Genomic DNA, 26292 nt, shown 5'->3' on the forward strand with positions numbered 1-26292 from the left:
CTGCCACCATGGCACCGCGCCCGATGCACGACGCTGTGGCGCCAGCCTAGCCAAAACCGGGCCGGGCCTTACTGATCCATGACGGCACTTTGTGCAACAAGGCGGGCAATTCGTCACAATGGTGGTGACAGGCCCTCCCAGTTCCTATAATGGCCGACGCAAAGGACTGCCTTACCCCATCTCTTCGCCCCGCCGTTTTTCGTTCTCAGCATGGACACCGCGATTTCATGAAGTATCTCAGAACGCTCATTTTCTCCGCCGTGTGGCTGGTGATATCGCTTGGCGCCGCCGCGGCCCTGGGCGTCGTCGGTGCCGCCCTCTACTTCGCTCCTGGGCTTCCCGATGTCCGTCAACTGCAGGACTTCGAGCTGCAGACGCCACTGCGCATCTACACCCGCGACGGTCAGCTGATCGGCGAATTCGGCGAGGAACGCCGCATGCCGGTCGACTTCGAGGACATTCCCGAGCCAATGCTCCAGGCACTGATGGCAGCAGAGGATTCGGCGTTCTTCGAACACCCCGGCGTCGACCCCAAGGGCCTGGCCCGGGCCGCAGTGGAACTGGTGTCCAGCGGTGGCGATATCCAGTCGGGCGGTTCGACCATCACCATGCAGGTGGCGCGCAACTATCTGCTGACGCTGGACCGCACCTTTACCCGCAAGCTGCGTGAGATCCTGCTGTCGCTGCAGATGGAACAGATCCTGAGCAAACAGGAAATCATGGAGCTCTATGTCAACAAGATCTTCCTGGGGCACCGTGCCTACGGCATCGCCGCCGCCGCCGAGGTCTACTATGACAAGCCGCTCGACGAGCTGACGCTGGCCCAGCACGCGATGATCGCAGGCCTGCCCAAGGCGCCTTCGGCCTTCAACCCCCTGGCCAACGCCGAGCGCGCGCTGATTCGCCGCAACTGGATCCTGTTTCGCATGCGCGAGCTGGGCTACATCGACCGGAGCGCCTATGACGAAGCGGTTCAGGCGCCGATCACCGCCAGTCGCCACGTGGCCAAGGCCGAGGTTCAGGCCGACTATGTCGCCGAGATGGCCCGTCAGTTCGCCACCGATCGCTTCGGTGACGAGGCCTATACCGGCAGCTATCGCATCACCACCACCATCGACAGCGAGCTCCAGCCCATGGCTCGCCAGGCGCTGGCCAATGGCCTGATCGCCTACGACACCCGCCATGGCTGGCGCGGGCCTGAGGACACCGAGATTCCTCAGAGTCTGGCCGAAGCCCAGGAAAAGACCGAGCGCACCGGCCTGGAGGAAGAGCTGTCCGAGTCTCCCGAGGTCATGGAAACCGCCCGTCGCGCGGCCGAGCGCAGTCAGACCAGCGTCGAGGGCGTCGATGGCGACGTCAGCAACTGGCTGCAGGTGCTGGAGCGCACCCCGACCTACGGCCCGCTGGAACCCGCCATCGTGGTGAAGAGCGAAGGCCGCGAGATGCAGGTGCTGGCCCATGAGGGCGAGCTGATCACCCTGTCCTGGGACGGGCTGGACTGGGCCGCGCCCTACAAGAGTGCCCGCTATCGTGGCGCCTCACCGTCCTCGGCCTCAGAGATCGCCAGCCGGGGTGACCTGGTGCGCATCCTCCAGCGCGAGGACGGCAGCTGGCGCCTGTCCCAGCAGCCCGGTGCCGAGGGCTCACTGGTGGTGATGGACCCGCAGACCGGCGCGATCCTCGCACTCCAGGCCGGCTTCGACTTCGACGCCAGCAAGTTCAACCGCGCGATTCAGGCCCGTCGCCAGGCCGGCTCCATCTTCAAGCCGTTCATCTACCTGGCGGGCCTGAACAGTGGCGAGGTGACCCCCGCCACCGTCATCAACGACGCCCCGGTGGTGCTCAACGACGGCAGCAACGAACTGTGGCGCCCGTCCAACTCCAGCGGTGACTTCCTCGGCCCGACCCGACTGCGGGTCGGCCTTGCCCGCTCGCGCAACCTGGTCACCATTCGCCTTCTGCAGAACATCGGGCTGAGTCGCACCATCGACTTCCTGGTGGACTTCGGCTTCTCCCGTGATCGTCTACCCAACGGCCTGTCGCTGGCACTGGGCAGCGCCAGCCTGACCCCGCTGGAAATGACCAACGCCTACGCGGTGCTGGCCAACGGCGGCTTCCGGGTATCGCCCTGGTTCATCGAGAAGATCACCCAGGGCGAGCAGCAGACCCTGGTGGAAGAGGCAAGCCCCCGCGTGGCCTGCCGCGAATGCAGCGAAGGCCAGACCACCACACAGATCGACGGCAAGACCTACGAGGTGGCGCCCAGGGTCGCCAACGAGCGTGCCGTCTACCTGCTGCGCGACATGCTGCGCGACGTGGTCGAGCGCGGCACCGCCCGCCGCGCCCTGGCACTCGAGCGCACCGACATCGTCGGCAAGACCGGCACCACCAACGACCAGCGTGATGCCTGGTTTGCCGGCTTCAACGGCGACTACGCTGCCACCGTGTGGGTGGGCAAGGACGACAACACCCCCACCGCCGAGTACGGCGCCCAGGCCGCCTTGCCGATCTGGGTCGACTTCATGGGGCAGGCGCTGGCCGGCAAGCCGGAGAACATCCCCGAACAGCCGCCAGGCATCATCACCGCCAGGGTCGACGCCAACAGCGGTCGCCTGCTGCGCGACGGCCAGGGTGGCGGCGTCGAGGAACTGTTCGACGAAGACCACATGCCCACCGTACAGCCCCGCCGTGTCGAAAGCGCCGTCGAGCGCCACAGCGGCTCCCAGGGTACCGGCGCCTACGAAGCCATCTTCTAAGGCCATTACCCCTCCTTCCCGTCGGGAAGGAGGGGCCCCTTGTCACTTCGCGCTACCCACCACGCCTTGAACCTTCCTAGAGACCACCTTATGGTGATTTCCCGTTTTCATTTGCCCGCGACGGCACTATGCATTTTCGGGCTTTTTGTGCCGATAAAAGCCGCGCTGGCGGACGCCTTCTACGCCCCGATCCCCGTCCATGACGACTCGCCGGACTTTCTCGGCCATGTCGAGTTCGGCTACACCCATCTGTCGGGCAACTCCAACAGCGAGACCTTTCTCGGCAAGGCTCAGCTGACCTGGCTGCAGGGGGCCTGGCTGTCACGCCTGCGCGGCGAGGCCCGCCACGCCAGCGAGGACAGCGAGACCAGTGCGGAGCAGTATCTGGTGTCCTTTCGCCAACGCCGCGAACTGGTCGGCCCGCACTATCTGTTCGGCTTCGGCCGCTGGGAGAAGGATCGCTTCAGCGGCTACGACCACCAGTTCACCGCCATCACCGGCTACGGCCGCCAGCTGATCGACGACGATCGCGCCCACCTGGCGCTGGAGGCAGGCCCCGGCTATCGTGCCGACATCCTGCCCGGCGAGAACGACCAGCGTCTGGCGGTGGCATACGGCGCCCTGGAGGCCGGCTATGCGCTGAGCGATAGCGCCACCCTCGAACAGGAACTGTCGCTGGAGACCACCCGCAAGAACTCGACGGTGCGCTCCTATACCGCCCTGGATACCCGCATCAACGCCCATATGTCGCTGCGCCTGTCCCACGAGATCAAGCACAACTCGGATCCCCCCGAGGACGCCGAAGCCAAGACCGACCGCATCACCTCGGCGTCACTGCGTTACGAGTTCTAGGGCAGCCCTCGATCAAGAACAGACCGGCTCCTGCGCCACGAGTTCTCAAGCAGCTCTCATCCCTTGAGGACGCCTAGGCCAAGACCGACCGCATCACCTCGGCCTCGCTACGCTACGAGTTCTAGCGACCAGGACCGATCGGATTACGGCCACCAGACGCGACAAGGCCCTCCACTGGAGGGCCTTGTCGTTGCTGTCGAGACGTCTGGATCTAGCGGCGCCTGGATCTATCGGCGCCTGGCTCAGCCGCCGTAGACGTCGTCGATGGTCTTGAGCGGATAGTGCGACGGGTAGGGCTTTCTGGCCACGCCGGAGTCCACCGCCGCCTGGGCCACCGCCGAGGTCACCCGCTCCAGCAGACGCACGTCCACCGGGGTCGGAATGATGTACTCACGGCCGAAGCTCATGGCGTCCTGCTCGTAGGCTTCCAGCACCGCCTGGGGCACCGGCTCCCGCGCCAGGTCCTTGAGCGCGTGGACGGCGGCGACCTTCATCTCTTCGTTGATGCGGGTGGCGCGCACGTCCAGGGCACCGCGGAAGATAAAGGGAAAACCGAGCACGTTGTTGACCTGGTTCGGATAGTCCGAACGTCCGGTGGCCATGATCACGTCCGGGCGGGTCTCCCGCGCCAGGTCGGGATGGATCTCCGGATCCGGATTGGTGCAGGCGAAGACGATCGGGTCCTTGGCCATCTTGCGAATATGATCGGCGGTCATCAGGCCAGGGCCGGACAGACCGATGAACACATCGGCACCATCGATGGCGTCATCCAGGGTGCGCTTGTCGGTGTCCACCGCAAACATCGCCTTGTACTGGTTGAGGTCCTCACGACCTGTATGGATAACGCCCTTGCGGTCGAGCATCACCAGGTTCTCGGGGCGAGCACCACAGGCCACCAGCAGCTTCATGCAGGCGATCGCCGCGGCGCCGGCGCCCATGCACACGATACGCGCCTGATCGAGGGACTTACCGGCAATTTCCAGCGCATTGAGCATACCCGCCGCAGTGACGATGGCGGTGCCATGCTGATCATCGTGAAACACCGGGATCTTGCAGCGCTCGACCAGCGCCTGCTCGATCTCGAAACACTCCGGTGCCTTGATGTCCTCGAGGTTGATGCCGCCCCAGCTGTCGGCAATCCGCGCCACGGTATCGATGAATGCCTGGGGACTCTCGGCGTCGACCTCGATATCCACAGAGTTGATGCCGGCGAAGCACTTGAACAGCACACCCTTGCCTTCCATCACCGGCTTGCTCGCCAGCGGCCCCAGGTTACCGAGGCCAAGGATGGCGGTGCCGTCGGAGATCACCGCAACGGTGTTGCCCTTGCCGGTATAGCGATAGGCGTTTTCCGGGTCCCGCGCGATCTCTCGCACCGGCTCCGCCACGCCGGGACTGTAGGCCAGCGCCAGGTCCTTGGCCGTGGCGGTCGGCTTGGTCAGTTCGACCGACAGCTTTCCGGGAATGGGGAGAGCGTGATAGTCCAGCGCAGCCTGCTTCTTTGCGTCCGTCATGCTTGGTGTCCGGATGTCCTTGTGGAACGGTGGCAACACAATATAGAAAAATATTCCATTTCTCAACATGATTGAGAAAAGCGTCAGTTATACGCCCGTTTCAGGATTTTCGCTGACAATGTCGACAACTTTTGCTGCATTGCACCAACCCTTGTCATGAAGAAAGATGCAAGGAAGGTGAGCGCAGAGATGGGCCAAGGGTGACGCTGGAAGCTCACCGCTCGGGCAAGCGCGAGTTCGCCCCGTGACAACGATGAGGCCCGACCATCGCCTCCCTTTGCTGCTTGAAGCCTAGTCGCCCGCCGCGCGTTGCGCATTGATGCAACGCAATAACGGGATCGCTCACGCGGTCGCGGGCCCTGTCCTTTGCCCCCGTTCCTCTGCGCGCCCCAAGACGCAACGAACCCGCCATGAAGGCGGGTTCGAAGGGGACATTGCCCGAGCATCGTCGACCAGCGTTTCTCGCTGGCGCGTTCAGCTCCGTACGATCAACGCTTGAGCGCGGCACCGAAACGCTTGTTGAAGCGCTCGACGCGACCACCGGTGGTGGCCTGCTTCTGCTTGCCGGTGTAGAACGGGTGGCACTGAGAGCAGACGTCCAGGCTCAGGTCGTGGCCAGCGGTGGAACCGACCTCGAAGGTGGCGCCGCAGGAACAGGTCGCATTGACCGTCTTGTAATCCGGGTGGATACCTTGTTTCATCGTGAACCTCACTTTTCGGTATGCCGCCACCTGATCCATTGCCAGGCACCGCATACGGGTAATGGCACGGGCACTCGTTGGTGCGTCGTCAAGCCCCTGTGCCGGCCGGTGATCCGCTCCCATCAAGGAAGCGGCGGAGTATTCTAGCAGACTTCATTGTGGAGGCCAATTGGCTGACTCTCCTGCCCCGCGCGTGCTGCGGATCGCCATTCCATCCCCCCTTCGCCGCCTGTTCGACTACCTCCCCCAGGGGGCGCCCCCGCCAGGGGGCTGGTCGCCGGGGCTGCGCGTGCGCGTCGAGTTCGGCCGCCGTCAGGTGGTGGGCGTCATCGTCGACTGTCGTGACGACAGCGACCTGCCGCTGGCCAAGCTGAAGCCGATCCAGGCCTGTCTGGACAAGGCGCCGCTGCCAGGCGATTGGCTGTGGTTATGTCGATTCACCTCGCGCTACTACCAGCACGCCCTCGGCGACACCCTGGCCCATGCCATGCCGGTGTTGCTGCGTCAGGGACGCCCGCTGGAGGCGCGGGTACGCGAACGCTGGCAGGTCGCCTTGAACGGCGATCCTGCCCGCCTGGGCCGGGCTCCGCGCCAGGCCGAACTGCTGGAGATGCTGCGCCAGCATCCCCAGGGCCTCACCACCCATGTGATCCAGGCGCAATCCTTCACCCGCGACCAGCTCAAGGCGCTGGAAGCCAAGGGGCTGGTGAGCTGCCACGAGGAAACCCTCACCGGCCCCACCCCCGACGACAGCCAGGGCCTGCTGGCGAGCCCGGCGCTGGCCCTGAACGACGAGCAGGCCAAGGCGCTGAACCAGCTCCACCAGGGGCTCGATCGCTTTCACCCTTGCCTGCTGCACGGGGTGACCGGCAGCGGCAAGACCGAGGTCTACCTGCAGTTGATCGAGGCGGTGGTGGCCAAGAAGCGCCAGGCGCTGGTGCTGATTCCCGAAATCGGCCTGACTCCGCAGACCCTGGGGCGCTTTCGCCAGCGCTTCCGGGTCCCGGTGGTGGCACTGCACTCGGGGCTGACCGACCACGAGCGCCTGGACGCCTGGGAGGCGGCGGCCAGCGGGAGGGCGCCGATTGTCATCGGCACCCGCTCGGCCATCTTCACCCCGCTGGCTCGCCCAGGCCTGATCATCGTCGACGAAGAGCACGATGGTTCGTTCAAGCAGCAGGACGGGCTACGCTACCACGCCCGCGACCTGGCGGTGGTGCGCGCCAAGCGCCATGGCATTCCGCTGCTGCTGGGGAGCGCCACGCCGTCGCTGGAGAGCCTGCACCGCGCGCGCACCGGTGACTACGCTCACCTGCGGCTGACCCGGCGGGCCACTCGCCACGCTCCCGCTCGACTGGAGCTGGTCGACCTCAAGGGGCGCCCTCGACGCGGCGGTCTGATTCCGCCGGTCATCGACGCCATCAAGGCAACGCTGGATGCCGGCCACCAGGTGCTGGTGTTCATCAATCGCCGCGGTTTCGCCCCCACCCTGGCTTGTCACGCCTGCGGCTGGATGGCCGAGTGCGACCACTGTGACGCACGCATGACCTGGCACCGCCAGCCGCCGATGCTGGCCTGCCACCACTGCGACCGCCGCCGGGTCATTCCCGACGCCTGCCCGGACTGCGGCAGCGCCGACCTGCGTCCGCTGGGTAGCGGCACCGAGCGTACGGAGGAGAGCCTGGCCGAAACCTTTGCCGAGACCCCGGTCCACCGTATCGACCGCGACAGCACCCGAGCCAAGGACGCGCTCGAGAAGATGCTCACCGAGGTCCGGCGTGGCGAACCAGCGATCCTGGTCGGGACCCAGATGCTGGCCAAGGGCCACCATCTGCCCCACGTCACCCTGGTCGTGGTGGTCAACGCCGACGCCGGCCTCTACGCCAGCGACTTTCGCGCGCTGGAGCACTCGGCCCAGTTGCTCGAGCAGGTGGCCGGGCGCGCCGGCCGCGCCGCCCACCCTGGCCGAGTGCTGGTGCAGACCATGCACCCGGACGATCCCAGCCTTCGTCTATTGGCCGAGCGCGGCTACGACGCCCTGGCCGAGTCGCTGCTGGAAGAACGCCGCATCGCCGCCCTGCCGCCGCTACGCTTCATGGCCCTGGTCCGCCTGGAAGGCCCCCGGGAAGACGCCCTGACGGCACTCGCCCGGGAGATCGCCGGCGAATTGCGCGAGCAGGTACGTAGCCTGGCTCTGGATCTCGACTGCCTCGGCCCGGTACCTGCCCCCATGGAGCGCCGTCAGAACCGCTACCACCTGCAGATCGCGCTGATGGCGGAGCGACGCAGCCAACTGCACCCCGCGCTCGAATGGCTAGCCCACCGTCTGGAAGCCTGGCCCGAGGCGCGGCGTATCCGCTGGTCCATTGACGTCGATCCGCAGACCCTGAGCTGAGGTCCGATACGCTGAGCTTTGCCGCCCCGGCCTTTAAAGGCCAGGCGCAATCATCGATAATACGCGGTCTGCCCGCCGACAGGTGCTCCCGCCAGGATTCGCCACGCTCGGCCACCGTGCCACAGGACATAGACGCCTCATGAAAGACACCATCGTTGCGCTGCTGGATGCCGCTCTTGCCGAGCTCAAGCAGCAGGAAGTCGTTCCCCAGGAGCTTTCCCCGGCCTACAAGGTCGACCCGACCAAGGACAAGGCCCACGGCGACTACGCCACCAACCTCGCCCTGATGCTGGCCAAGCCGGCCAAGGCCGCACCGCGCCAGGTGGCGGAAAAACTGGTCGCGGCCCTGCCCGAAAGCGCCGCCGTGTCCAAGGTCGAGATCGCCGGCCCCGGCTTCATCAACTTCTTCGCCGCCACCGACGCCGCGGCCCAGGTGGTGCGCCAGGTGCTGGACGCCGGCGACGCCTTCGGCCGCAGCCTGGCCGGCGCTGGCGAAAAGGTGCAGGTGGAGTTCGTTTCGGCCAACCCCACCGGCCCCCTTCATGTCGGCCACGGCCGAGGCGCCGCGGTGGGCGACTGCCTGTGTCGCCTGCTCGAGGCCACCGGCTACGACGTCACCCGCGAGTTCTACTACAACGACGCCGGCGCCCAGATCACCAATCTGGCGCTGTCGGTGCAGGCCCGCGCCAAGGGGCTGGGCCCGGACAGCGACGGCTGGCCGGAGGACGGCTACCGCGGCGGCTACATCGAGGACGTGGCCAAGGCCTACCTGGCCGGCGAGACCATCCACGCCGACGACCGCCACGTCACCGCCAAGGGTGACCCGGAGGATCTCGACGCCATCCGCGAGTTCGCCGTGGCCTACCTGCGTCGCGAACAGGACCTGGACCTGCGCGCCTTCGGCGTCGGCTTCGATGTCTACTTCCTCGAGTCCTCGCTGTACCAGCAGGGCAAGGTCGAGGAGACCGCCCGTCGCCTGACCGATAACGGCCACACCTACGAGCAGGACGGCGCCCTGTGGCTGCGCACCACCGACTTCGGCGACGACAAGGATCGGGTGATGCGCAAGAGCGAGGGCGGCTACACCTACTTCCTGCCCGACGTGGCCTACCACCTGGACAAGTGGCAGCGCGGCTTCACCAGCGTGATCAACGAGCAGGGTGCCGACCACCACTCCACCGTGACCCGGGTACGCGCCGGCCTCCAGGCGCTGGATGTCGGTATCCCCCAGGGCTGGCCGGACTATGTGCTGCACCAGATGGTGCTGGTCACCCGTTCCGGGGTCGAGGTCAAGCTGTCCAAGCGGGCCGGCAGCTACGTCACCCTGCGCGACCTGATCGACGAGGTCGGCCGCGACGCCACCCGTTTCTTCCTCGCCGCCCGTCGCGCCGACTCCCAGCTGACCTTCGACATCGATCTGGCGCGCTCGCAGTCCAATGACAACCCGGTGTACTACGTCCAGTACGCCCACGCCCGGGTGTGCAGCGTGCTGCGCAAGGCCGAGAGCGAAGGCCTGGCCTTCGACCACGCCACCGCCATGGCCAACCTGGGCCTGCTCGAGGCAGACCAGGAAAAGGCCCTGCTCAATCGCCTGGCGCGCTATCCCGAGGTGGTCGAGCACGCCGCCAAGGCCCGCGAGCCGCAGCAGATCGCCCAATATTTGCAGGATCTGGCAGCCGACTTCCATAGCTGCTACAACGCCTGCAAAGTCATGGTCGACGACGACGACCTGCGCAATGCGCGCCTGGCGCTGGGCCTGGCCGCGCGTCAGGTGCTGCGTAATGGACTCGACCTGATGGGCGTCGGTGCACCGGAGGAGATGTAAGCCATGGCCACTCGCAAGGCGCCCCCGCGCAAGCGCGGAGCAACCACCAGCCAGAAGCGCAGGCAAGCACCCAAGCAGGCCCGCGGAGGTATCCCCGGCTGGCTGTGGGCCGCCGTCGGCGTGGTCGCAGGCTTCCTGCTGGCCCACCACCAGAACGGTACCGCTCCCTGGCAGGATCCCCGTTCACCGGTGGCGGCGGTACTGCCCAAGCCCTCCAGCGGCGAGCAGCAGGGCAGCAATGCGAGTGGCAGTGCACAAGGCGGACAGGCCAGCGAAAGCGAGCCGCCGATGCCGACGTTCGAGTTCTATACCCTGCTGCCGGAGTCCGAAGTCATCGCCTCCGACGAGGAGATGCCGGCGTCCACCGCCAAGCGCCCCGAGGCGGCCCAGCCGAGCGAGGACGAGATCTCCGCGGACGACCCCATCGCCGCGGTGATCGCCGCCAACTCCCGCGAACAGGAAGCGTCGTCCACGCCATCCGAGACACCGCGCAGCGCCGAACGTCGCTACATGCTGCAGGCGGCCTCCTTCCGCGAGGTCAACGATGCCCGACAGCTCGCCGGACGACTCAAGGACTTCGGCCTGCTGGCCAAGATCAGCGAGGTCGAAGCCACCGGCGGCGCCACCTGGCATCGCGTGCAGGTCGGCCCCTACAGCGATCGCAATGAACTGTCGCGGGCCCAGGATCTAATGAGCACTCAAGGCATCGAGCCGCTGCTGATCCAGCTGCAGAACTGACGTCGGCACACCTCCTCCTTCTGAAGCTACGCCCACCAGGCCCAGAACGTCATGTCTGGGCCTGGTGGGTGCTGGCCACCGCTCAAGCACCCATCGTGGCGGTATCTCTCTTCCTTCTGCTGCGCCGCCTTCTCGTCGAAGCGAGCCGCATTCCCGAGTCGCCCGCGCTTGAAATCCTTGCGACCCGCCCGCACCTACCAGCCTATCGCTTATGCAGAGGGCTCTGCCCCTCGACAGTCACCGGAGGCCTCGGCTTCCCCAAGGAGAATTCTCCATGACCACGATCGTTTCCGTTCGCCGCGGCGACCAGGTGGCATTGGCCGGCGATGGCCAGGTGTCACTGGGCAACACGGTGATGAAGGGCAACGCCAGCAAGGTGCGACGCCTCTATCACGGCCAGGTGCTGGCCGGTTTTGCCGGCGGCACCGCCGACGCCTTCACCCTGTTCGAACGCTTCGAGGCCCAGCTGGAGAAGTACCAGGGCAACCTGGTCAAGGCCGCGGTGGAGCTGGCCAAGGACTGGCGCACCGATCGCGCCCTGCGCCGCCTCGAGGCGCTGCTGGCGGTGGCCGACAAGAAGGCCTCGCTGATCATCACCGGCAACGGTGACGTGGTGGAACCCGAGCGTGGCATCATCGCCATCGGCTCCGGCGGCAACTACGCCCTGTCCGCCGCCCGCGCGCTGCTCGAGAACACGGAACTGTCGCCCCGCGAGATCACCGAGAAGTCGCTGGAGATCGCCGGTGACATCTGCGTGTTCACCAACCATCACGTGACCCTGGAAGAGCTTTGATCATGACCCAGATGACGCCCCGCGAAATCGTCCACGCGCTGGATCAGTACATCGTCGGTCAACAGGATGCCAAGCGCTCCGTGGCCATCGCCCTGCGTAACCGCTGGCGCCGCATGCAGCTCGACGGCGAGCTGCGCCAGGAGGTCACCCCCAAGAACATTCTGATGATCGGCCCCACCGGCGTCGGCAAGACCGAAATCGCCCGGCGCCTGGCCAAGCTGGCCAAGGCTCCCTTCATCAAGGTCGAGGCGACCAAGTTCACCGAGGTGGGCTACGTCGGCCGTGACGTCGAGTCGATCATCCGTGACCTGACCGAGGCAGCGATCAAGCTGGTACGCGAGCAGGCCAAGGAAGAGGTCGGCCACCGCGCCGAGGACGCTGCCGAGGATCGCATCCTCGACGCCCTGCTGCCGCCGCCCCGTGGCCAGGAAAACGAGCCGCGCGAAGACTCCTCGACGCGCCAGATGTTCAGGAAGAAGCTGCGTGAAGGCCAGCTCGACGACAAGGAGATCGAGATCCAGGTGTCGCCCCAGGCGCCCAACCTCGAGTTCCAGACACCGCCGGGCATGGAAGAGATGACCAGCCAGCTACAGAACCTGTTCTCCGGCATGGGCAAGGGCAAGACCGAGACCCGCAAGGTCACGGTCAAGGAGGCCTTCACCATCCTGCGCGACGAAGAGGCCGGCAAGCTGGTCAACGAGGACGACATCAAGTCCCGCGCGGTGGAAGCGGTGGAGCAGAACGGCATCGTCTTCCTCGACGAGATCGACAAGGTCGCCAAGGGCAGCGGTCAGTCCAGCGGCGGTGAGGTCTCCCGCGAGGGCGTCCAGCGCGACCTGCTGCCGCTGATCGAAGGCTCCACGGTGTCGACCAAGTACGGCATGGTGAAGACCGACCACATCCTGTTCATCGCCTCCGGCGCCTTCCACCTGTCGCGTCCCTCGGATCTGATCCCCGAGCTGCAGGGCCGTCTGCCGATCCGTGTCGAGCTGTCGGCGCTGACGCCGGACGACTTCAAGCGCATCCTGACCGAGCCGTCCGCCGCCCTGACCCGTCAGTACGAGGCGCTGCTGGCCACCGACGGCCTCGAGGTGCGCTTCACCGATGACGGCATCGAGCGTATCGCCGAGATCGCCTTCAACGTCAATGAAGGCACCGAGAACATCGGCGCCCGTCGCCTGCACACGGTAATGGAGCGGCTGCTCGAGGAGGCCTCGTTCAAGGGCTCGGATCTCGGCAACCCGCTGATCATCGACCGTGCCTACGTCGATTCTCAGCTCGGCGAACTGGCCATGGACGAGGATCTGAGCCGGTATATCCTGTAACCACCGGCCAAGCACCCTCGATGACCGGGCCGCCGCGCACTGCGCCGCGGCCCGGTCGTGCTTTCGATGCCGCCAATACTGACGTCCGGGCACGCCCACCGTGCTGAAACAGAGAGGATCGCCATGAGCGCCCCCACTCCGACCCTGGTGCACTACCACAGAAAGGCCCGCGAGCTCGAGATCGGCTACGCCGACGGCTCCCGCCACCGCCTGTCGGTGGAGTACCTGCGGGTGTTTTCTCCCTCCGCCGAGGTCCGTGGCCACGGCGGCGACACCGCCACCCTTCAGGTGGGCAAGAAGGACGTGGGCCTTGCCGACATCACCCAGGCGGGCCGCTACGCCCTCAAGCTGCACTTCGACGATGGCCACGACAGCGGCCTTTACAGCTGGGACTATCTGGACTGGCTGATCCGCGAGCGCGAGGCCAACTGGACCGACTATCTCAAGCGTCTGGACGAGGCCGGCGCCAGTCGCGAGCCGCTGGGTATCGAGATCCGTCAGCTGTAGCGATCGACACCGGTGTGGCGACAAGCCGGGTGACGGTCAAAGACAAGCCACCTCGGCAAGGCTACAATGGCCGCTGCCAAAGAGCCCCCATCGGCTCTTCTCGCCATCGTTCACGACTCGGGAGTCCCATGGATAAGCGCACCACCCACTTCGGTTTTCAGGACGTGCCGGTCGAGGAAAAGGCCTCACGTGTCGCCGATGTCTTCCACAGCGTGGCGGCTCGCTACGACGTGATGAACGACCTGATGTCCTTCGGTATCCATCGGCTGTGGAAGCGCCTGACCATCGAACGTTCCGGCGTCCGGCCTGGTCATAGCGTACTCGACATCGCCGGCGGTACCGGCGACCTGGCGCTGAAGTTCTCGCGCATGGTGGGACCGCGCGGCAAGGTGGTGCTGGCCGACATCAACGCCTCCATGCTTGGGGTGGGACGCGACAAGCTGATCGACCGTGGCGTCGGTGGCAACGTCGAGTACGTCCAGGCCAATGCCGAATGCCTGCCATTTCCCGACAATACCTTCGACTGCATCACCATCGCCTTCGGTCTGCGCAACGTCACCGACAAGGACGCCGCCCTGGCCTCCATGGCGCGCATCCTCAAGCCCGGCGGCCGCCTGCTGGTGCTGGAATTCTCCAAGCCCGACAATCCGCTGTTGACCCGCGCCTACGACGAGTACTCCTTCCGTCTGCTGCCGAAGATGGGCGAAATGGTGGCCGGCGACGCCGACAGCTATCGCTATCTGGCCGAGTCGATCCGCATGCACCCGGATCAGGAAACGCTCAAGGGCATGATGGAAACCGCCGGACTCGAGCGCGTCGAATACACCAATCTCACCGGCGGCATCGTCGCGCTGCATCGCGGCATCAAGCTTTGAGGACATGATGGCCTTGACCCCGACCCTGCTGCTGGCCGGCATCGAGAAGACCGTCAACGCCCTGCTCGCACGCGACCCTGCCTCGCCTTCTCGGCTGCGCTCGCTGGCCGGCCAGCGGGTGCTGATGTGCCTGGAGTCCCCGCGTGTCCAGCTGGCGCTGTGCTATCACCCCCAGGGGGTTGATCTGCTGCTGGTGGACGAGGTCGATGAAGGCGCCTGGGACGCCATCGTCGAACTGGACAGCGACACCCTGGGCCGGCTAGCCGGCGGCGCCGACATGGAACGGCTGATGTTCGAGGGCCGTCTCGCGGTGCGCGGCAAGATCCACCTGCTCGAGGCGACCCGCGACCTGCTGCTGGATCTCGACCTGGACTGGGAGGCTGAGCTTGCCCGCTATCTCGGCGACCTGCCGGCTCACCAGCTCGCCGAAGGCCTGCGCGGCCTGTCCCGCTGGGGCCTGCGCACCCACCGTGAGCTGTGTGCCGACGTCTCCGAGTACGTCTTCGAGGAAGCCCGCTGGCTGCCCGGCCGCCATCAGCTCGAGGCCATGCGCGAGGCGCTGACCGAACTGGAGCTGGCCACCGACCGTACCGAGGCACGTCTCAAGCGCCTGACCCGTCGCCTGGCCCGGGAGAACGACGTCTCATGATCCTCCGCCCGCTGCGCATCATCTGGGTCGTCACCCGCTACCGTCTCGACACCCTGCTGCCGCTGGAAAAGCTGCCCTGGTGGCTGCGGCTGATATTCACCTGGTCGCCGCTCAAGCTGATTCCCGTCGGCGAGCGCTCCCGCGGCGAACGCCTGCGTCTGGCGCTGGAGTCGCTGGGACCGATCTTCGTCAAGTTCGGCCAGATGCTGTCGACCCGTCGCGACCTGTTCCCCGACGATATAGCCAATGAACTCAAGCGGCTGCAGGATCAGGTACCGCCCTTCCCCGGCGAGCAGGCCGAAGCACTGATCGAGGAGTCCCTGGGCGAGCCGCTCGAGGTACTGTTCGCCGAATTTTCCCGTGAGCCGCTGGCCTCGGCCTCGATCGCCCAGGTCCACACCGCCAGGCTGCCCGACGGCCAGGACGTGGTAGTCAAGGTGATTCGCCCAGGCATCGAGCGGGTCATGCGCCAGGACATGGCGCTGATGTACCTGGTGGCGCGAGCGCTGAACAAGGTGCCGGAAGCGCGCCGGCTGCACCCGGTGGAAGTGGTCCGCGACTACGAGACCACCCTGTTCGACGAGCTCGACCTGACCAAGGAAGCGGCCAACACCTCCCAGCTCAAGCGCAACTTCGACAAGTCGCCACTGTTGTATGTGCCGTCGATCCACTGGCCGCTGACCCGCCACAAGGTGATGGTCCAGGAACGCATCCACGGCGTGCCGGTGGCCGACATCGAGGCGCTCAAGGCCCAGGGCACCGACCTGAAGCGCCTGGCCGAGCGCGGCGTGGAGATCTTCTTCACCCAGGTGTTCCGCGACAACTTCTTCCACGCCGACATGCACCCGGGCAACATCTTCGTCTCCCGCCAGGCGCCGTCCGACCCCCAGTACATCGCCATCGACTGCGGCATCGTCGGCAGCCTTACCCGGGAAGACCAGGACTACCTGGCGCGCAACCTGCTGGCCTTCTTCCACCAGGACTACTACGAGGTCGCGGCGCTGCACATCGAGTCCGGCTGGGTGGCCGAAGATACCCGCGCCAACGAGTTCGCGGCGGCGGTACGCACGGTATGCGAGCCGATCCTCGAGAAACCGCTCAAGGACATCTCGTTCGGCCAGGTGCTGCTGGGCCTGTTCCAGACCGCGCGGCGCTTCAACATGGAAGTCCAGCCCCAACTGGTGTTGCTGCAGAAGACCCTGCTCAATATCGAAGGCCTGGGCCGTCAGCTCTACCCGGACCTGGACCTGTGGGCCACCGCCAAGCCCTACCTGGAGCGCTGGATGAAGGAGCGCGCCGGCGCCCAGGGCCTGTGGGAGTCGTTCAAGCGGCAGGCGCCGGAGCTGACCCGGCAGCTACCGGAATTGCCGGTGCTGGCCCACCAGGCGCTGTCCCAGACCGAGAAGCGATCGCGCCAGATCACCCAGCAGGGCGAGGTCATGACCCACATTCTCGGCCAGCTGACCCGCCAGGCCAGGCGAATACGCCGGACCCGACTGGGGCTCGCCCTGGCCGCGGTGGCGCTGGCCTGGCAACCGCTGTCCGGCTGGTTGACCGATCAGCCCTGGCCGGTCCTGGTCGCTGCGGGCATCGGCACACTGCTGGTGATCTGGAACTGATCTTTTAATGGAATCTTCACCGATGAGCGATATTCTGAACCAGCTCGACGCCGCCCTCAGCGAACGTCGGCACGCCGACCCTGACACTTCCTACGTTGCCTCCTTGCATCACAAGGGGCTGAACAAGATACTCGAGAAGGTGGGCGAAGAGGCGGTGGAGACCGTGCTTGCCGCCAAGGATGTTGACGCGGATCCAGCCAGTCGCGAGGCGTTGATCGCCGAAACGGCAGACCTGTGGTTTCATAGTCTGGTGATGCTCTCGCACCTGGGACTCGACCATCGGCAGGTGCTGGATGAACTCGCCCGACGCTTCGGCGTATCGGGGCATGAGGAAAAGGCCTCGCGCCGCTCCTGAGCCTCGGCGGGAACCAACGATTCACGGCGCCTGGCGCCGCATATTGAGGAAGTTCTTATGTTAGGTGGTATCAGTATCTGGCAACTGCTGATCGTACTCGGCATCATCATCCTGATCTTCGGCACCAAGAAGCTCCGCAACGTTGGCAGCGACCTGGGTGGCGCGGTCAAGGGCTTCAAGAAGGCCGTCAGCGAGGATGAGGACAAGTCGGAGGAGGCCAAGCCCCAGGCCCAGGTCCGTCATGACGAGACCGATACGCCCAACAACACCTACGACGTCGAGGCGGAGCGCAAGCCCGAGTCCTCCGACGAGCGCAAGTAACGCCACATGTTCGATATCGGCTTTCTGGAACTGCTGATCATCGGGGTGGTGGGACTGCTGGTGCTGGGTCCCGAGCGGCTGCCCAAGGCCGCGCGTACCGCCGGCCTGTGGATCGGACGCATCAAGCGTTCGGTGGCCGGCATGCAGCGCGAGATCAGCGCCCAGCTCGAGGCCGAGGAACTGCGCCAGAAGCTCAAGGAGCAGGAACGCAAGCTGGACGACAGCGTCAACCAGGCCAAGCGCAGCGCCGAACAAGCCAAGCGCAGCGTGGAATCCATCGCCGACACCCCGAACAAGGGCAACGGCGGGCAGGCGGATTCCACCGGCGCCCAGTCTGCCTCGGCCGGCCAGCGGCTGGACGACGCCGTCGACAGCGCCGCACGCGCCTCGTCGTCCAGCGCTTCGGCTTCCACGCTCTCCCCCGCTCCCAGCGATGACACCGCCTCTTCCGAGCACAAGGACTCCGCCACCCGATGAGCGATACCGGTGACACTCCGCCGTCAAGTCAGGGCCACGCCCCACTGATCGAACACCTGGTGGAGCTGCGCTCGCGGCTGATGCGCGCCGTGATCGCCATCCTGGTGATCTTCCTGGCGCTCTACGCCTTTTCCAACGACATCTACCAGTTTGTCGCAGACCCCCTGATGGAGCTGCTGCCGGAAGGCTCCCAGATGATCGCCACCGAGGTGGCGTCGCCCTTCCTGGCGCCGTTCAAGTTGACCCTGGTAGTGGCGGTGTTCGTGTCCATTCCCTTCGTCCTGCACCAGGCCTGGGCCTTCGTGGCGCCAGGGCTGTACGACAAGGAAAAGGCCCTGGCGCTACCGCTTCTGGCCTCGAGCGTCCTGCTGTTCTATCTCGGCGCGGCCTTCGCCTACTACGTGGTCTTTCCCCTGCTGTTCGCCTTCTTCACCCAGACCGGGCCGGAGAACGTGCAGGTGATGACCGATATCAACCAGTATCTCAACTTCGTGCTGAAGCTGTTCTTCGCCTTCGGTATCGCCTTCGAGATCCCGATTGCCACCTTCCTGCTCATCCTCACCGGCGCCGCCAGCGTCAAGAGCCTGAGCGCCAAGCGCCCCTACGTCATCCTCGGCTGTTTCGTCATCGGCATGCTGATGACCCCGCCGGACGTGGTCAGCCAGAGCCTGCTGGCGGTACCCATGTACCTGCTCTACGAGGTTGGGCTGCTGTTCGGCCGGCTGGTCAAGAGGCGGAGCAGCGATGACGAGGAAGCGCCGGACGAGGCGTGATCGCCACACCGGCAGAGCCCCCGTCAGCAGAATGCACAAAGCCCGAGGCATTGGCCTCGGGCTTTGCTTTTTTACCGCTCTCGCACCGGTGGTGTTCAAGGCGCTTGGCGACAATGATCCGCCATCGTCTGGCGTCTCAGCGGGGCCTGGCCCCGCTGAGACGGCGCTCAGGTGTTGACGTCCATCATCTCGTCGATGCGATCCACCAGCTTGTTGATGCCCAGCGCCGCCTCGCTGATGCGGGTGGCCAGCATATAGGCGGGGGTGGTCACCAGGCGATGCTCGAAGTCCACCACGATATCGTCCACCGCACAGCTGCGATGCAGACCGCCCATGGCGCTGATGCAGCCACACACCTCGGGGTCGGTACCGATGGTGACGGCGATGCCCGGCCCCAGCACCTTGGGCACCAGCACCGGTGCGATGCACATCAGGCCGATCGGCTTGCGCGCATCGTGAAACTCGATCAACAGCTCGGCCAGGTCTACGTGGACCTCCATCTCGGACTTGGCCGTGGCGTAGTTCGAAAGATTCTTGGCCGCCCCGAAGCCACCGGGCAGGATCAGGGCATCGAAGTCCGATGCCGACAGTTCGTCCAGCGGCGAAATCTCGCCCCGGGCCAGGCGGGCGGACTCGACCAGCACATTGCGCGTCTCCTCGACGGCCTCCCCGCTGTGGTGGTCGATCACCTCCTGGTGAGCGATATCCGGGGCAAAACAGCGATAGGCGATGCCCAGCTGGTCCAGGCGCAGCAGGGTCAGGGTGGTCTCGTAGATCTCGGAACCATCCTGTACGCCGCAGCCCGACAAGACGATCGCTACCTGTTTACTCATGTCATTCTCCTTTATAGCGCGTCGCGAACGGGGCCGGACGCGGCCAAGACTGCCACTACTCTAGAGAGTCGCCACGGGTGCGACAAGACGCGACTTTCGGCGAACGGGAGAGGAGGAATATACTCAATCAATGTCATGCTTTTGTCATGAAGTGCCACCAGACTAGCGCGTGGCGCCGAATCCTTGCTTCCGTGGAGTGCCGTCTTGAGTGCCATTACCCCTCGTCTTTACCCCGCCAGCCGTCCTCGCCGCATGCGCAAGGACGACTTCTCCCGCCGCCTGATGCGCGAGAACCAGCTGAGTGCCGACGATCTGATCTGGCCAGTCTTCGTGCTCGAGGGCGAAGGCCGCCGTGAGGCTGTACCGTCCATGCCCGGGGTCGAGCGCCTGTCGCTGGACCTGTTGATCGAAGAGGCCCGCGAGGCCGTCGAGCTGGGCATTCCCGCCATTGCGCTGTTTCCGGTGGTCGACGCCGACAAGAAAAGCGAGCTGGCGGAAGAAGCCTACAGCGCCAGCGGCCTGGTCCAGCGTAGCGTGCGCGAACTCAAGGCCGCCCTGCCCGAGCTCGGCGTGATCACCGATGTTGCCCTGGACCCCTACACCAGTCACGGTCAGGACGGCATTCTCGATGAAGACGGCTATGTGGCCAATGACCGCACCGTCGAGACCCTGATCAAGCAGGCGCTGTCCCATGCCGAGGCCGGGGCCGACGTGGTCGCCCCTTCCGACATGATGGACGGGCGTATCGGTGCCATCCGTGAACTGCTCGAGCGTGAAGGCCTGCCCAACACCCGCATCATGGCCTACAGCGCCAAGTACGCCTCGCGCTACTACGGCCCCTTCCGCGATGCGGTGGGCTCGGCGGCCAACCTGGGCAAGGCCGACAAGTCGACCTACCAGATGGACCCGGCCAACAGCGACGAGGCCCTCCACGAGGTCGCCATGGACATCACCGAAGGTGCCGACATGGTGATGGTCAAGCCCGGCATGCCCTACCTGGACGTGGTCCGCCGGGTCAAGGACGAGCTGCGGGTGCCCACCTACGCCTACCAGGTGAGCGGTGAATACGCCATGCACATGGCCGCCTTCGACAACGGCTGGCTGGACGCTGACACTGTCATCCTCGAGTCGCTGATGTGCTTCAAGCGTGCCGGCGCCGACGGCGTGCTGACCTACTTTGCCAAACGCGCGGCCAGGCTATTGGCCCGCTGATCAGGGGAGGGAGCGGCGCCCTTCCCGAGCCCCGATGAGGAACCACCATGGAAGACGCGCAGAGCGACAACGCCACGATTGAACATGCGACCCTGGGCAAGTCCGACGTCTCGATGAGCGACGCGCCCCAGGCCGATACCCCGGTGCCGCGCCTTAACCAGACGCGCACCGGCATCAAGCCCAAGGCAATGCCGGACCCTGAGGCCGACCTCACCGACCCGAGCCTCTACTTCAATCGCGAGCTGTCGCATCTGCAGTTCAACATCCGGGTGCTGGAACAGGCGCTGGACCAGGCGCACCCGCTGCTCAACCGCCTGATGTTCCTGTTGATCTTTTCTTCCAACATGGACGAGTTCTTCGAGATCCGGGTGGCCGGACTGAAGAGCCAGCTGGCCCTGGGCGACGACACCACCGGTGCCGACGGCCGCAGCCCGCGTTCGGTGCTCGACGAGATCTCGAAGATCGCCCACGAGCACGTCGAGCGTCAGTACCGCATCCTCAACGAGCAGCTGATCCCTGCCATGGAAGCCCACAACATCCGCTTCCGTCGGCGTGGAGACTGGACCAAGCAGCAGCGCAAGTGGGTCCATGATTACTTCTCCACCGAGATCATCCCGGTGGTCAGTCCCATCGGGCTGGACCCCTCGCACCCCTTCCCGCGGCTGGTCAACAAGAGCCTCAACTTCATCGTCGAGCTCGAGGGCAAGGACGCCTTCGGCCGCGAGGGCGGCCTCGCCATCCTGCCGGCGCCACGTTCGCTGCCCCGGGTCATCGCGCTGCCGGAAGAGCTGTGCGAGGAAGGCTTCACCGAGTACCTGTTCCTGTCGTCGATGATCCACGCCCACGCCGACGAAGTGTTCCCGGGGATGAAGGTCAAGGGCTGCTACCAGTTCCGATTGACCCGCAACGCCGACATGACGGTGGATCCCGAAGAAGTCTCGGACCTGGCCTCGGCCCTGCGCGGCGAGCTGCTGGCTCGGCGCTACGGCAGCGGCGTGCGTCTGGAGGTGGCCGACAACTGCCCCGAGGAGCTCTCCGACTTCCTGATCAAGCAGTTCCAGCTCGAAGCCAGTGACCTCTATCGGGTCAATGGCCCGGTCAACCTGACCCGCATGATGTCGGTACTGGGTGACGCCGACCGGCCCGATCTGATGTACCGCTCCTTTACCCCCGGCGTGCCCAAGCAGGTCAAGCAACCCAACTCCATCATGCAGTCGATGCAGGAAGGCGACATCCTGCTGCATCACCCCTTCCAGTCGTTCACCCCGGTGGAGGACCTGCTGCGCGAGGCCGCCCGCGACCCCGACGTGCTGGCGATCAAGCAGACCCTGTATCGCACCGGTGCCGACTCACCCATCGTCAACGCCCTGGTCGAGGCCGCCGGCCAAGGCAAGGAAGTGACGGTGGTCATCGAACTGCGCGCCCGCTTCGACGAAGCCGACAACCTGGCGCTGGCCTCGCGCCTGCAGGAGGCCGGCGCCATCGTCATCTACGGGGTGATGGCCTACAAGACCCACGCCAAGATGATGCACATCGTGCGCCGCGAGAAGGGCGCGCTGCGCCACTACGCTCACCTCGGCACCGGCAACTATCACTCCAAGACGGCCAAGCTCTACACCGACTACAGCCTGCTCACCGCGGACCCTGTGCTGTGCGCCGACGTGCACAAGGTGTTCCAGCAACTGTCCGGCATGGGCCGCACCCGCCAGATCGAGAAGCTGCTGCACGCCCCCTTCACCCTGCACGAACGGGTCGTCGAAATGATCGAGCGGGAGGCAAGCTACGCGCGCAAGGGCAAGCGCGCCCATATCATCGTCAAGTGCAACTCACTAACCGAACCCAAGCTGATCCAGGCGCTCTACCGCGCCTCCCAGGCCGGCGTCGAGTGCGACCTGATCATCCGCGGCATGTGCTGCCTGCGCCCTGGCCTTCCCGGCATCTCCGAGAATATCCGGGTGCGCTCGGTGATCGGTCGCTTCCTCGAACACACCCGGGTGTTCCACTTCCACAACGACGGCAAGCCCGAGATATGGGGCTCCAGCGCGGACTTCATGGCGCGCAACATGTTCCATCGGGTCGAGACCTGCTTCCCGCTGCTCGACAAGAAGCTCGCCGCCCGGGTGCGCAAGGACCTCGAGACCTACCTGGTCGACAACTGCCAGAGCTGGCTGCTGCAGGCCGACGGCACCTACATCAAGCAGGATCCGGGCGAGGCCGCACCGATCTCCGCCCAGGAAACGCTGCTGTACGCCTACGCCGCTCGCGCTTGAATAACGCCCCGCATTGACGCGCCATCGGCGCGTCGATAACACCACCCAGGCCCCTCGCCAGCGACGCTGGCGAGGGGCTTTTCATGTTGTCGTCATGTGTCCTGACGGCTGCCGGTTGCCGCTCGACCTGCGCCTTGGCCGACCCACGCAGTGCCTGGACCAGTCGTCGCCCGACTCAGCCCCCCGAAACCACGAGCACCCCGGCTCCCTGAAAAGGGAGCCGGGGTGCTGGGGCGGCGCAAGACGTCAGACGTCGACAACGCCCCTGGAGGTTGCCCGAAAGGCCGACGCAAGCCGGCACCTTTCGGACACGTCCTAGACGCCGATCTGGCCGCCGTCTTCGCGCTGGATCACCACCGTGGCGGCGCGCGGTCGCACGCTGGCGTCAGGCGCCTGGGTCGCGTCGTCACTGGCCGGCCAGTTGCCCGGATGCTGGATATTGATAAACAGCGCGGTCTTGTCCGGCGTGGGGAAGATGCCAGTGACCTCGCAGCCGTTGGGGCCCACGCAGAAACGCTTGAGCTTGTCCTGGTTGGCCCCGGAGATCACCGCGGCGGCACCATCGGCACGCTCGAGCTCCGCCGGCACGACCGCCAGCACCTGGTCATTGGTGCTCTCGGTGACGCCCTCGTAGCCGTTGTCGGTCTGGATCCACAGGATGCCCTGGCCGTCGCCGCGCTCATCGAAGTAGAGCCCATCGGGACTGGCGAATTCGTTGTCGGCGGTCAGCCCGGACAGGTTGTTCTGGTCACTGGCCGCGGCACCGAACACGAATACCTCCCAGTCGAAGGCGGTGGCATCGCTGCCCTCGCGCCAGCGGATGATCTGACCGGCCTCGTTGTTCGCCCGCGGGTTGGCCGCATTGACCGGTGCCGTGGCGTAGCCGTTGCCCAGCGCGGTGATGTTGTCGCCGTCGCCGGTCAGGGTCGCCTCGGTGCCATCTTCGGTACGCTTCGAGTTGTTGGTCAGGGTCATGTAGACCTCGCCGGTGGACGGGTCCACCGCGCCCCACTCCGGGCGATCCATCGGCGTGGCACCCATCAGGTCGGCGGCGTCACAGGTGTGGATGATCACCCCGGCCAGGTCATCGGCGTCGAGTTCCAGCGCCTCGGCCAGGGTACGGCCATCCTGGGTGGAAGCGTCCGGCGTCAGCGGCAGCCACTCGCCGCTGCCATCGGCGTTGAAGCGAGCGACGTAAAGGGTGCCGCTGTCCATGTACTTGTCACCGATCGCCAGGCGATCGGCCTCGGCGCCGGGAGCGATGGCATCCGCCGGGTCCCAGGCCGCCTCGGAGACAAACTTGTAGATGTACTCGTTGCGCGAGTCGTGACCGGAGTAGAACACCACCGGCTCGCCTGCTACCAGCTTGCCCGGCCAGCAGCCCTCGTGGCGGAAGCGGCCCAGCGCCGTGCGCTTGATCGCCTGCCTGCCGGTATAGGGGTCGATCTCGACGATATAGCCGAACTGACGCGGCTCGTTGCGGTAGTCACCGCTGGCGTCGTCGGCGACGGGGTCGCCGATCAGACGGGTAAATTCGTCGTCGCGTTCGCTGTCATCGCCCGCGGCGGTCTCCCAGCCGTAGCGTCCGCGACCACTGGCGATGCCAAGACGGTCATCGTCCAGGGTACGGCCTTCGTTCTTGACGAAGTAGGCCGGCCAGTTCTCCTCGCAGGTGAGGTAAGTTCCCCAGGGCGTGTAGCCGTGGGCACAGTTGTTGTTGGTGCCGCGAGCCTGGGTGCCGCCCGGGGAATACCTGGTCTTGACGTAGTCGCTGCCCGCCACCGGCCCTGACAGGTGCATCGGGGTGGCGCTGGTGTAGCGACGGTTATGGGCGGAACCCTTGACGTGGCTCCAGCGACCATCGGCGTCCTTCTTCACCTCGACCACGGTCACCCCGTGGGCGTTGATCTCGGTGCGCACCTCGTCCGCCGGACGCTTGCCTTCGGTCATGTTGGTAGGGCCGCCCTGGGGCGCCCACAGCGCGTTCTCGTCGATGTATTCGTTGTTCATCACCAGCAGGAAGCGCTCGGAGGCCGTGCTCTCATCCAGCGCGAAAGGATGCATGCCGTCGTGATGCATGCCGACGCTGGCCGCCTGGGCCTGGGGCGTCATCGTCAGATCCTCGCTCCATTCGGGCGCGCTGTCGTCAAGCGGCGTACCCCAGGGCACCAGCACCTGGGCGGTATAGCCCGGCGGCACCACCACGGCGTCGCTGCGCGAACCGGCAATCGACTCGAAGGCCAGCGCCAGCGGCGTCTTGGCCATCCCTGACGACGGCTCGTTGGCGAAGGCCGAGAGACCAAAGCTTCCCAGCATGGTCATGGCCGCCATGCCCATGCCCCCCTTCATCACCGCTCGCCGGGAAAGACGACGGTCGAGCACCGAGGAGAAGGGTTCATTTCGGCTGGGGTTCAACAGACGATGATCTTCAATTTCCTTGCTCATTGCGCAGTCCTCTTCTTGCAGCCCTCTGTTCGCCGTCAAGGCGTGAGCTGTCGGTGCCAGTCACTGTTGCCGGCCTCGGGTATCGGAGGGGAAAGTCGATCACAGGGGCGACGGCGGTCCGCCGACAACACTAGGTAGTCCAGATGACACTCGTATGACGATAGACGAGGTTGACGCAGAGCACAGGAAGTAGCGCTATTGTAAAAAGAGTAACAGTTGGTGAAAGAAAATGGCTTCGCTCGTCGACACAGTGCACCAACAATCGCTATCGACAGGACCAGAACCATGTGGAATCTGGGACACCGACATCAGCGCATACTTCTTATGCCCCAACGCGCCCCTTCAGCCGACGAAGATCCCGAGCCTCGTTGGTACTGGGTCCACTGTGTCGATCAACAGAGCCTCGACCGGGGCAGCGCCGCCAATGTCCAATCGCTTTCGTGCCTCGACCAGGCACTTCCCTGTTGTCTCGTCATACCGCCACAATCGGTCACCCTGGTAACGCTGGACGGCGCCCTGGCCGAGGAGGTCGACAGCAGGGAGTCACTGGATGAACTGGTTGAGCGGGAGCTTTGCGTAATACCGCACACTCTCGCGCTCCATGTGCTCTATCGTGATGACAGCGCCCTGGATGTCATGGTGGTGCAGCGTACCCTGCTGGCCCAGTGCAGCCGACGCCTGGGACGCCATCACCTCTCGCCCCGCTGGTGGGCCAGCGCCTTCCAGGGTCTGCCGCCGCCCGAACCCGACACCCTGGGCGTGCTGCCCTGGGGCGACGACTGGATGCTTAAGTGGCGCCACCCCGAGACCCCTAAACGGGAGCGCTGGCTGTGCTGGCCCAAGAGTCAGGACATGGAGGACCTGAGCGACCATCTTCCGGAAGTGCTGCGCGAGTCGCCATGGAATTGTCCACTAGCCCCCCAGGCCGTCAACGGCCTCGACTGCCTGGACTTCTGTGCCCGCCACCTGCCCGAGGACCTGCCACTGGTGCCCTCGGACATCGGAGGTGAGGGTCAGCCAAGGGAGAAGAAGCCCGAGCCCGCGTAGAGGCAGCGTG

Annotated in this window: 22 protein-coding genes; 18 read left to right on the forward strand and 4 right to left on the reverse strand. The window is 65.6% G+C overall.

What is annotated here, in order from left to right:
- Positions 1-227: 227 nt before the first annotated feature.
- A complete protein-coding gene (locus tag NFG57_RS16985; RefSeq protein WP_124803448.1) occupies positions 228-2756 on the forward strand; it encodes a penicillin-binding protein 1A in 2529 nt (842 codons plus the stop codon).
- Positions 2757-2903: 147 nt separating this feature from the next.
- Positions 2904-3608, forward strand: a complete 705-nt coding sequence (locus NFG57_RS16990; protein ID WP_231498599.1) for a DUF481 domain-containing protein — start codon at positions 2904-2906, stop codon at positions 3606-3608.
- Between the two features lie 242 nt (positions 3609-3850).
- Here NFG57_RS16990 and NFG57_RS16995 read toward each other — a convergent pair whose 3' ends face one another.
- Both NFG57_RS16995 and rpmE read right to left on the reverse strand, forming a co-directional pair.
- Entirely contained in the window at positions 3851-5122 is a 1272-nt protein-coding gene (locus tag NFG57_RS16995; RefSeq protein WP_045991146.1) for a malic enzyme-like NAD(P)-binding protein, read from the reverse strand.
- A 488-nt stretch (positions 5123-5610) separates the two neighbouring features.
- Positions 5611-5823, reverse strand: coding sequence for a 50S ribosomal protein L31 (rpmE, locus tag NFG57_RS17000; protein ID WP_045991147.1), 213 nt, complete (start codon positions 5821-5823; stop codon positions 5611-5613).
- Positions 5824-5992: 169 nt separating this feature from the next.
- On the opposite strand from rpmE, the gene NFG57_RS17005 reads away from it, so the two are divergent.
- The 13 genes from NFG57_RS17005 to tatC all read left to right on the forward strand — a co-directional run bounded on the left by NFG57_RS17005 (position 5993) and on the right by tatC (position 18475).
- Positions 5993-8218, forward strand: coding sequence for a primosomal protein N' (locus NFG57_RS17005; RefSeq protein ID WP_348814833.1), 2226 nt, complete (start codon positions 5993-5995; stop codon positions 8216-8218).
- 139 nt (positions 8219-8357) lie between these two features.
- Positions 8358-10043 carry an arginine--tRNA ligase gene (gene argS / locus NFG57_RS17010; RefSeq protein WP_348814834.1) on the forward strand — a complete coding sequence of 562 codons (1686 nt, stop codon included), beginning with the start codon at positions 8358-8360 and terminating at the stop codon, positions 10041-10043.
- A gap of 3 nt (positions 10044-10046) precedes the next feature.
- A complete protein-coding gene (locus NFG57_RS17015) occupies positions 10047-10781 on the forward strand; it encodes an SPOR domain-containing protein (protein WP_348814835.1) in 735 nt (244 codons plus the stop codon).
- Between the two features lie 274 nt (positions 10782-11055).
- Positions 11056-11574, forward strand: a complete 519-nt coding sequence (gene hslV / locus NFG57_RS17020) for an ATP-dependent protease subunit HslV (RefSeq protein ID WP_045991151.1) — start codon at positions 11056-11058, stop codon at positions 11572-11574.
- Positions 11575-11576: 2 nt separating this feature from the next.
- Positions 11577-12899: an ATP-dependent protease ATPase subunit HslU gene (gene hslU, locus NFG57_RS17025; RefSeq protein ID WP_222516054.1), complete on the forward strand. Its 1323-nt coding sequence runs from the start codon at positions 11577-11579 to the stop codon at positions 12897-12899.
- Positions 12900-13022: 123 nt separating this feature from the next.
- Complete coding sequence (locus NFG57_RS17030) at positions 13023-13406, forward strand: gamma-butyrobetaine hydroxylase-like domain-containing protein (RefSeq protein WP_045991153.1); 384 nt, start codon at positions 13023-13025, stop codon at positions 13404-13406.
- 128 nt (positions 13407-13534) lie between these two features.
- Entirely contained in the window at positions 13535-14281 is a 747-nt protein-coding gene (ubiE, locus tag NFG57_RS17035; protein ID WP_222516055.1) for a bifunctional demethylmenaquinone methyltransferase/2-methoxy-6-polyprenyl-1,4-benzoquinol methylase UbiE, read from the forward strand.
- Positions 14282-14288: 7 nt separating this feature from the next.
- The gene (locus NFG57_RS17040; RefSeq protein WP_045991278.1) at positions 14289-14930 is read left to right on the forward strand and encodes an SCP2 sterol-binding domain-containing protein; all 642 of its coding nucleotides are present in this window, start codon (positions 14289-14291) and stop codon (positions 14928-14930) included.
- Positions 14927-16549: a ubiquinone biosynthesis regulatory protein kinase UbiB gene (ubiB, locus tag NFG57_RS17045; RefSeq protein WP_045991155.1), complete on the forward strand. Its 1623-nt coding sequence runs from the start codon at positions 14927-14929 to the stop codon at positions 16547-16549. Before NFG57_RS17040 ends, ubiB begins: the two co-directional genes overlap by 4 nt.
- A 22-nt stretch (positions 16550-16571) precedes the next feature.
- Positions 16572-16904 (forward strand): phosphoribosyl-ATP diphosphatase, encoded by a 333-nt coding sequence (locus NFG57_RS17050; RefSeq protein WP_045991156.1) that lies wholly within the window; start codon positions 16572-16574, stop codon positions 16902-16904.
- Between the two features lie 57 nt (positions 16905-16961).
- Positions 16962-17225 (forward strand): Sec-independent protein translocase subunit TatA, encoded by a 264-nt coding sequence (tatA, locus tag NFG57_RS17055; protein WP_253028467.1) that lies wholly within the window; start codon positions 16962-16964, stop codon positions 17223-17225.
- 6 nt (positions 17226-17231) lie between these two features.
- Entirely contained in the window at positions 17232-17702 is a 471-nt protein-coding gene (gene tatB / locus NFG57_RS17060; protein ID WP_045991158.1) for a Sec-independent protein translocase protein TatB, read from the forward strand.
- Positions 17699-18475, forward strand: coding sequence for a twin-arginine translocase subunit TatC (gene tatC / locus NFG57_RS17065; RefSeq protein ID WP_348814836.1), 777 nt, complete (start codon positions 17699-17701; stop codon positions 18473-18475). The genes tatB and tatC overlap by 4 nt, the downstream gene beginning before the upstream one ends.
- A 167-nt stretch (positions 18476-18642) precedes the next feature.
- On the opposite strand, the gene elbB is transcribed toward tatC, so the two are convergent.
- Positions 18643-19308: an isoprenoid biosynthesis glyoxalase ElbB gene (elbB, locus tag NFG57_RS17070; RefSeq protein WP_348814837.1), complete on the reverse strand. Its 666-nt coding sequence runs from the start codon at positions 19306-19308 to the stop codon at positions 18643-18645.
- 204 nt (positions 19309-19512) lie between these two features.
- On the opposite strand from elbB, the gene hemB reads away from it, so the two are divergent.
- The gene (hemB, locus tag NFG57_RS17075) at positions 19513-20520 is read left to right on the forward strand and encodes a porphobilinogen synthase (protein WP_108132299.1); all 1008 of its coding nucleotides are present in this window, start codon (positions 19513-19515) and stop codon (positions 20518-20520) included.
- 47 nt (positions 20521-20567) lie between these two features.
- Entirely contained in the window at positions 20568-22790 is a 2223-nt protein-coding gene (gene ppk1 / locus NFG57_RS17080) for a polyphosphate kinase 1 (protein WP_348814838.1), read from the forward strand.
- A gap of 315 nt (positions 22791-23105) precedes the next feature.
- Here the strand turns inward: ppk1 and NFG57_RS17085 are convergent, their stop codons facing one another.
- Positions 23106-25235 carry a PhoX family phosphatase gene (locus NFG57_RS17085; RefSeq protein WP_348814839.1) on the reverse strand — a complete coding sequence of 710 codons (2130 nt, stop codon included), beginning with the start codon at positions 25233-25235 and terminating at the stop codon, positions 23106-23108.
- 324 nt (positions 25236-25559) lie between these two features.
- On the opposite strand from NFG57_RS17085, the gene NFG57_RS17090 reads away from it, so the two are divergent.
- Positions 25560-26282 carry a hypothetical protein gene (locus NFG57_RS17090; protein WP_348814840.1) on the forward strand — a complete coding sequence of 241 codons (723 nt, stop codon included), beginning with the start codon at positions 25560-25562 and terminating at the stop codon, positions 26280-26282.
- Positions 26283-26292 lie beyond the last annotated feature (10 nt).

The sequence above is a fragment of the Halomonas sp. H10-59 genome, from assembly GCF_040070555.1.
Taxonomy (GTDB): Bacteria; Pseudomonadota; Gammaproteobacteria; order Pseudomonadales; family Halomonadaceae; genus Halomonas; species Halomonas litopenaei.

Coding starts and splice junctions, on each gene's coding strand:
- NFG57_RS16985 (WP_124803448.1), top strand. CDS start 228: ATGAAGTATCTCAGAACGCTCATTTTCTCCGCCGTGTGGCTGGTGATA.
- NFG57_RS16995 (WP_045991146.1), bottom strand. CDS start 5,122: ATGACGGACGCAAAGAAGCAGGCTGCGCTGGACTATCACGCTCTCCCC.
- rpmE (WP_045991147.1), bottom strand. CDS start 5,823: ATGAAACAAGGTATCCACCCGGATTACAAGACGGTCAATGCGACCTGT.
- argS (WP_348814834.1), top strand. CDS start 8,358: ATGAAAGACACCATCGTTGCGCTGCTGGATGCCGCTCTTGCCGAGCTC.
- NFG57_RS17015 (WP_348814835.1), top strand. CDS start 10,047: ATGGCCACTCGCAAGGCGCCCCCGCGCAAGCGCGGAGCAACCACCAGC.
- hslV (WP_045991151.1), top strand. CDS start 11,056: ATGACCACGATCGTTTCCGTTCGCCGCGGCGACCAGGTGGCATTGGCC.
- hslU (WP_222516054.1), top strand. CDS start 11,577: ATGACCCAGATGACGCCCCGCGAAATCGTCCACGCGCTGGATCAGTAC.
- NFG57_RS17030 (WP_045991153.1), top strand. CDS start 13,023: ATGAGCGCCCCCACTCCGACCCTGGTGCACTACCACAGAAAGGCCCGC.
- ubiE (WP_222516055.1), top strand. CDS start 13,535: ATGGATAAGCGCACCACCCACTTCGGTTTTCAGGACGTGCCGGTCGAG.
- NFG57_RS17040 (WP_045991278.1), top strand. CDS start 14,289: ATGGCCTTGACCCCGACCCTGCTGCTGGCCGGCATCGAGAAGACCGTC.
- ubiB (WP_045991155.1), top strand. CDS start 14,927: ATGATCCTCCGCCCGCTGCGCATCATCTGGGTCGTCACCCGCTACCGT.
- NFG57_RS17050 (WP_045991156.1), top strand. CDS start 16,572: ATGAGCGATATTCTGAACCAGCTCGACGCCGCCCTCAGCGAACGTCGG.
- tatA (WP_253028467.1), top strand. CDS start 16,962: ATGTTAGGTGGTATCAGTATCTGGCAACTGCTGATCGTACTCGGCATC.
- tatB (WP_045991158.1), top strand. CDS start 17,232: ATGTTCGATATCGGCTTTCTGGAACTGCTGATCATCGGGGTGGTGGGA.
- tatC (WP_348814836.1), top strand. CDS start 17,699: ATGAGCGATACCGGTGACACTCCGCCGTCAAGTCAGGGCCACGCCCCA.
- elbB (WP_348814837.1), bottom strand. CDS start 19,308: ATGAGTAAACAGGTAGCGATCGTCTTGTCGGGCTGCGGCGTACAGGAT.
- ppk1 (WP_348814838.1), top strand. CDS start 20,568: ATGGAAGACGCGCAGAGCGACAACGCCACGATTGAACATGCGACCCTG.
- NFG57_RS17085 (WP_348814839.1), bottom strand. CDS start 25,235: ATGAGCAAGGAAATTGAAGATCATCGTCTGTTGAACCCCAGCCGAAAT.
- NFG57_RS17090 (WP_348814840.1), top strand. CDS start 25,560: ATGCCCCAACGCGCCCCTTCAGCCGACGAAGATCCCGAGCCTCGTTGG.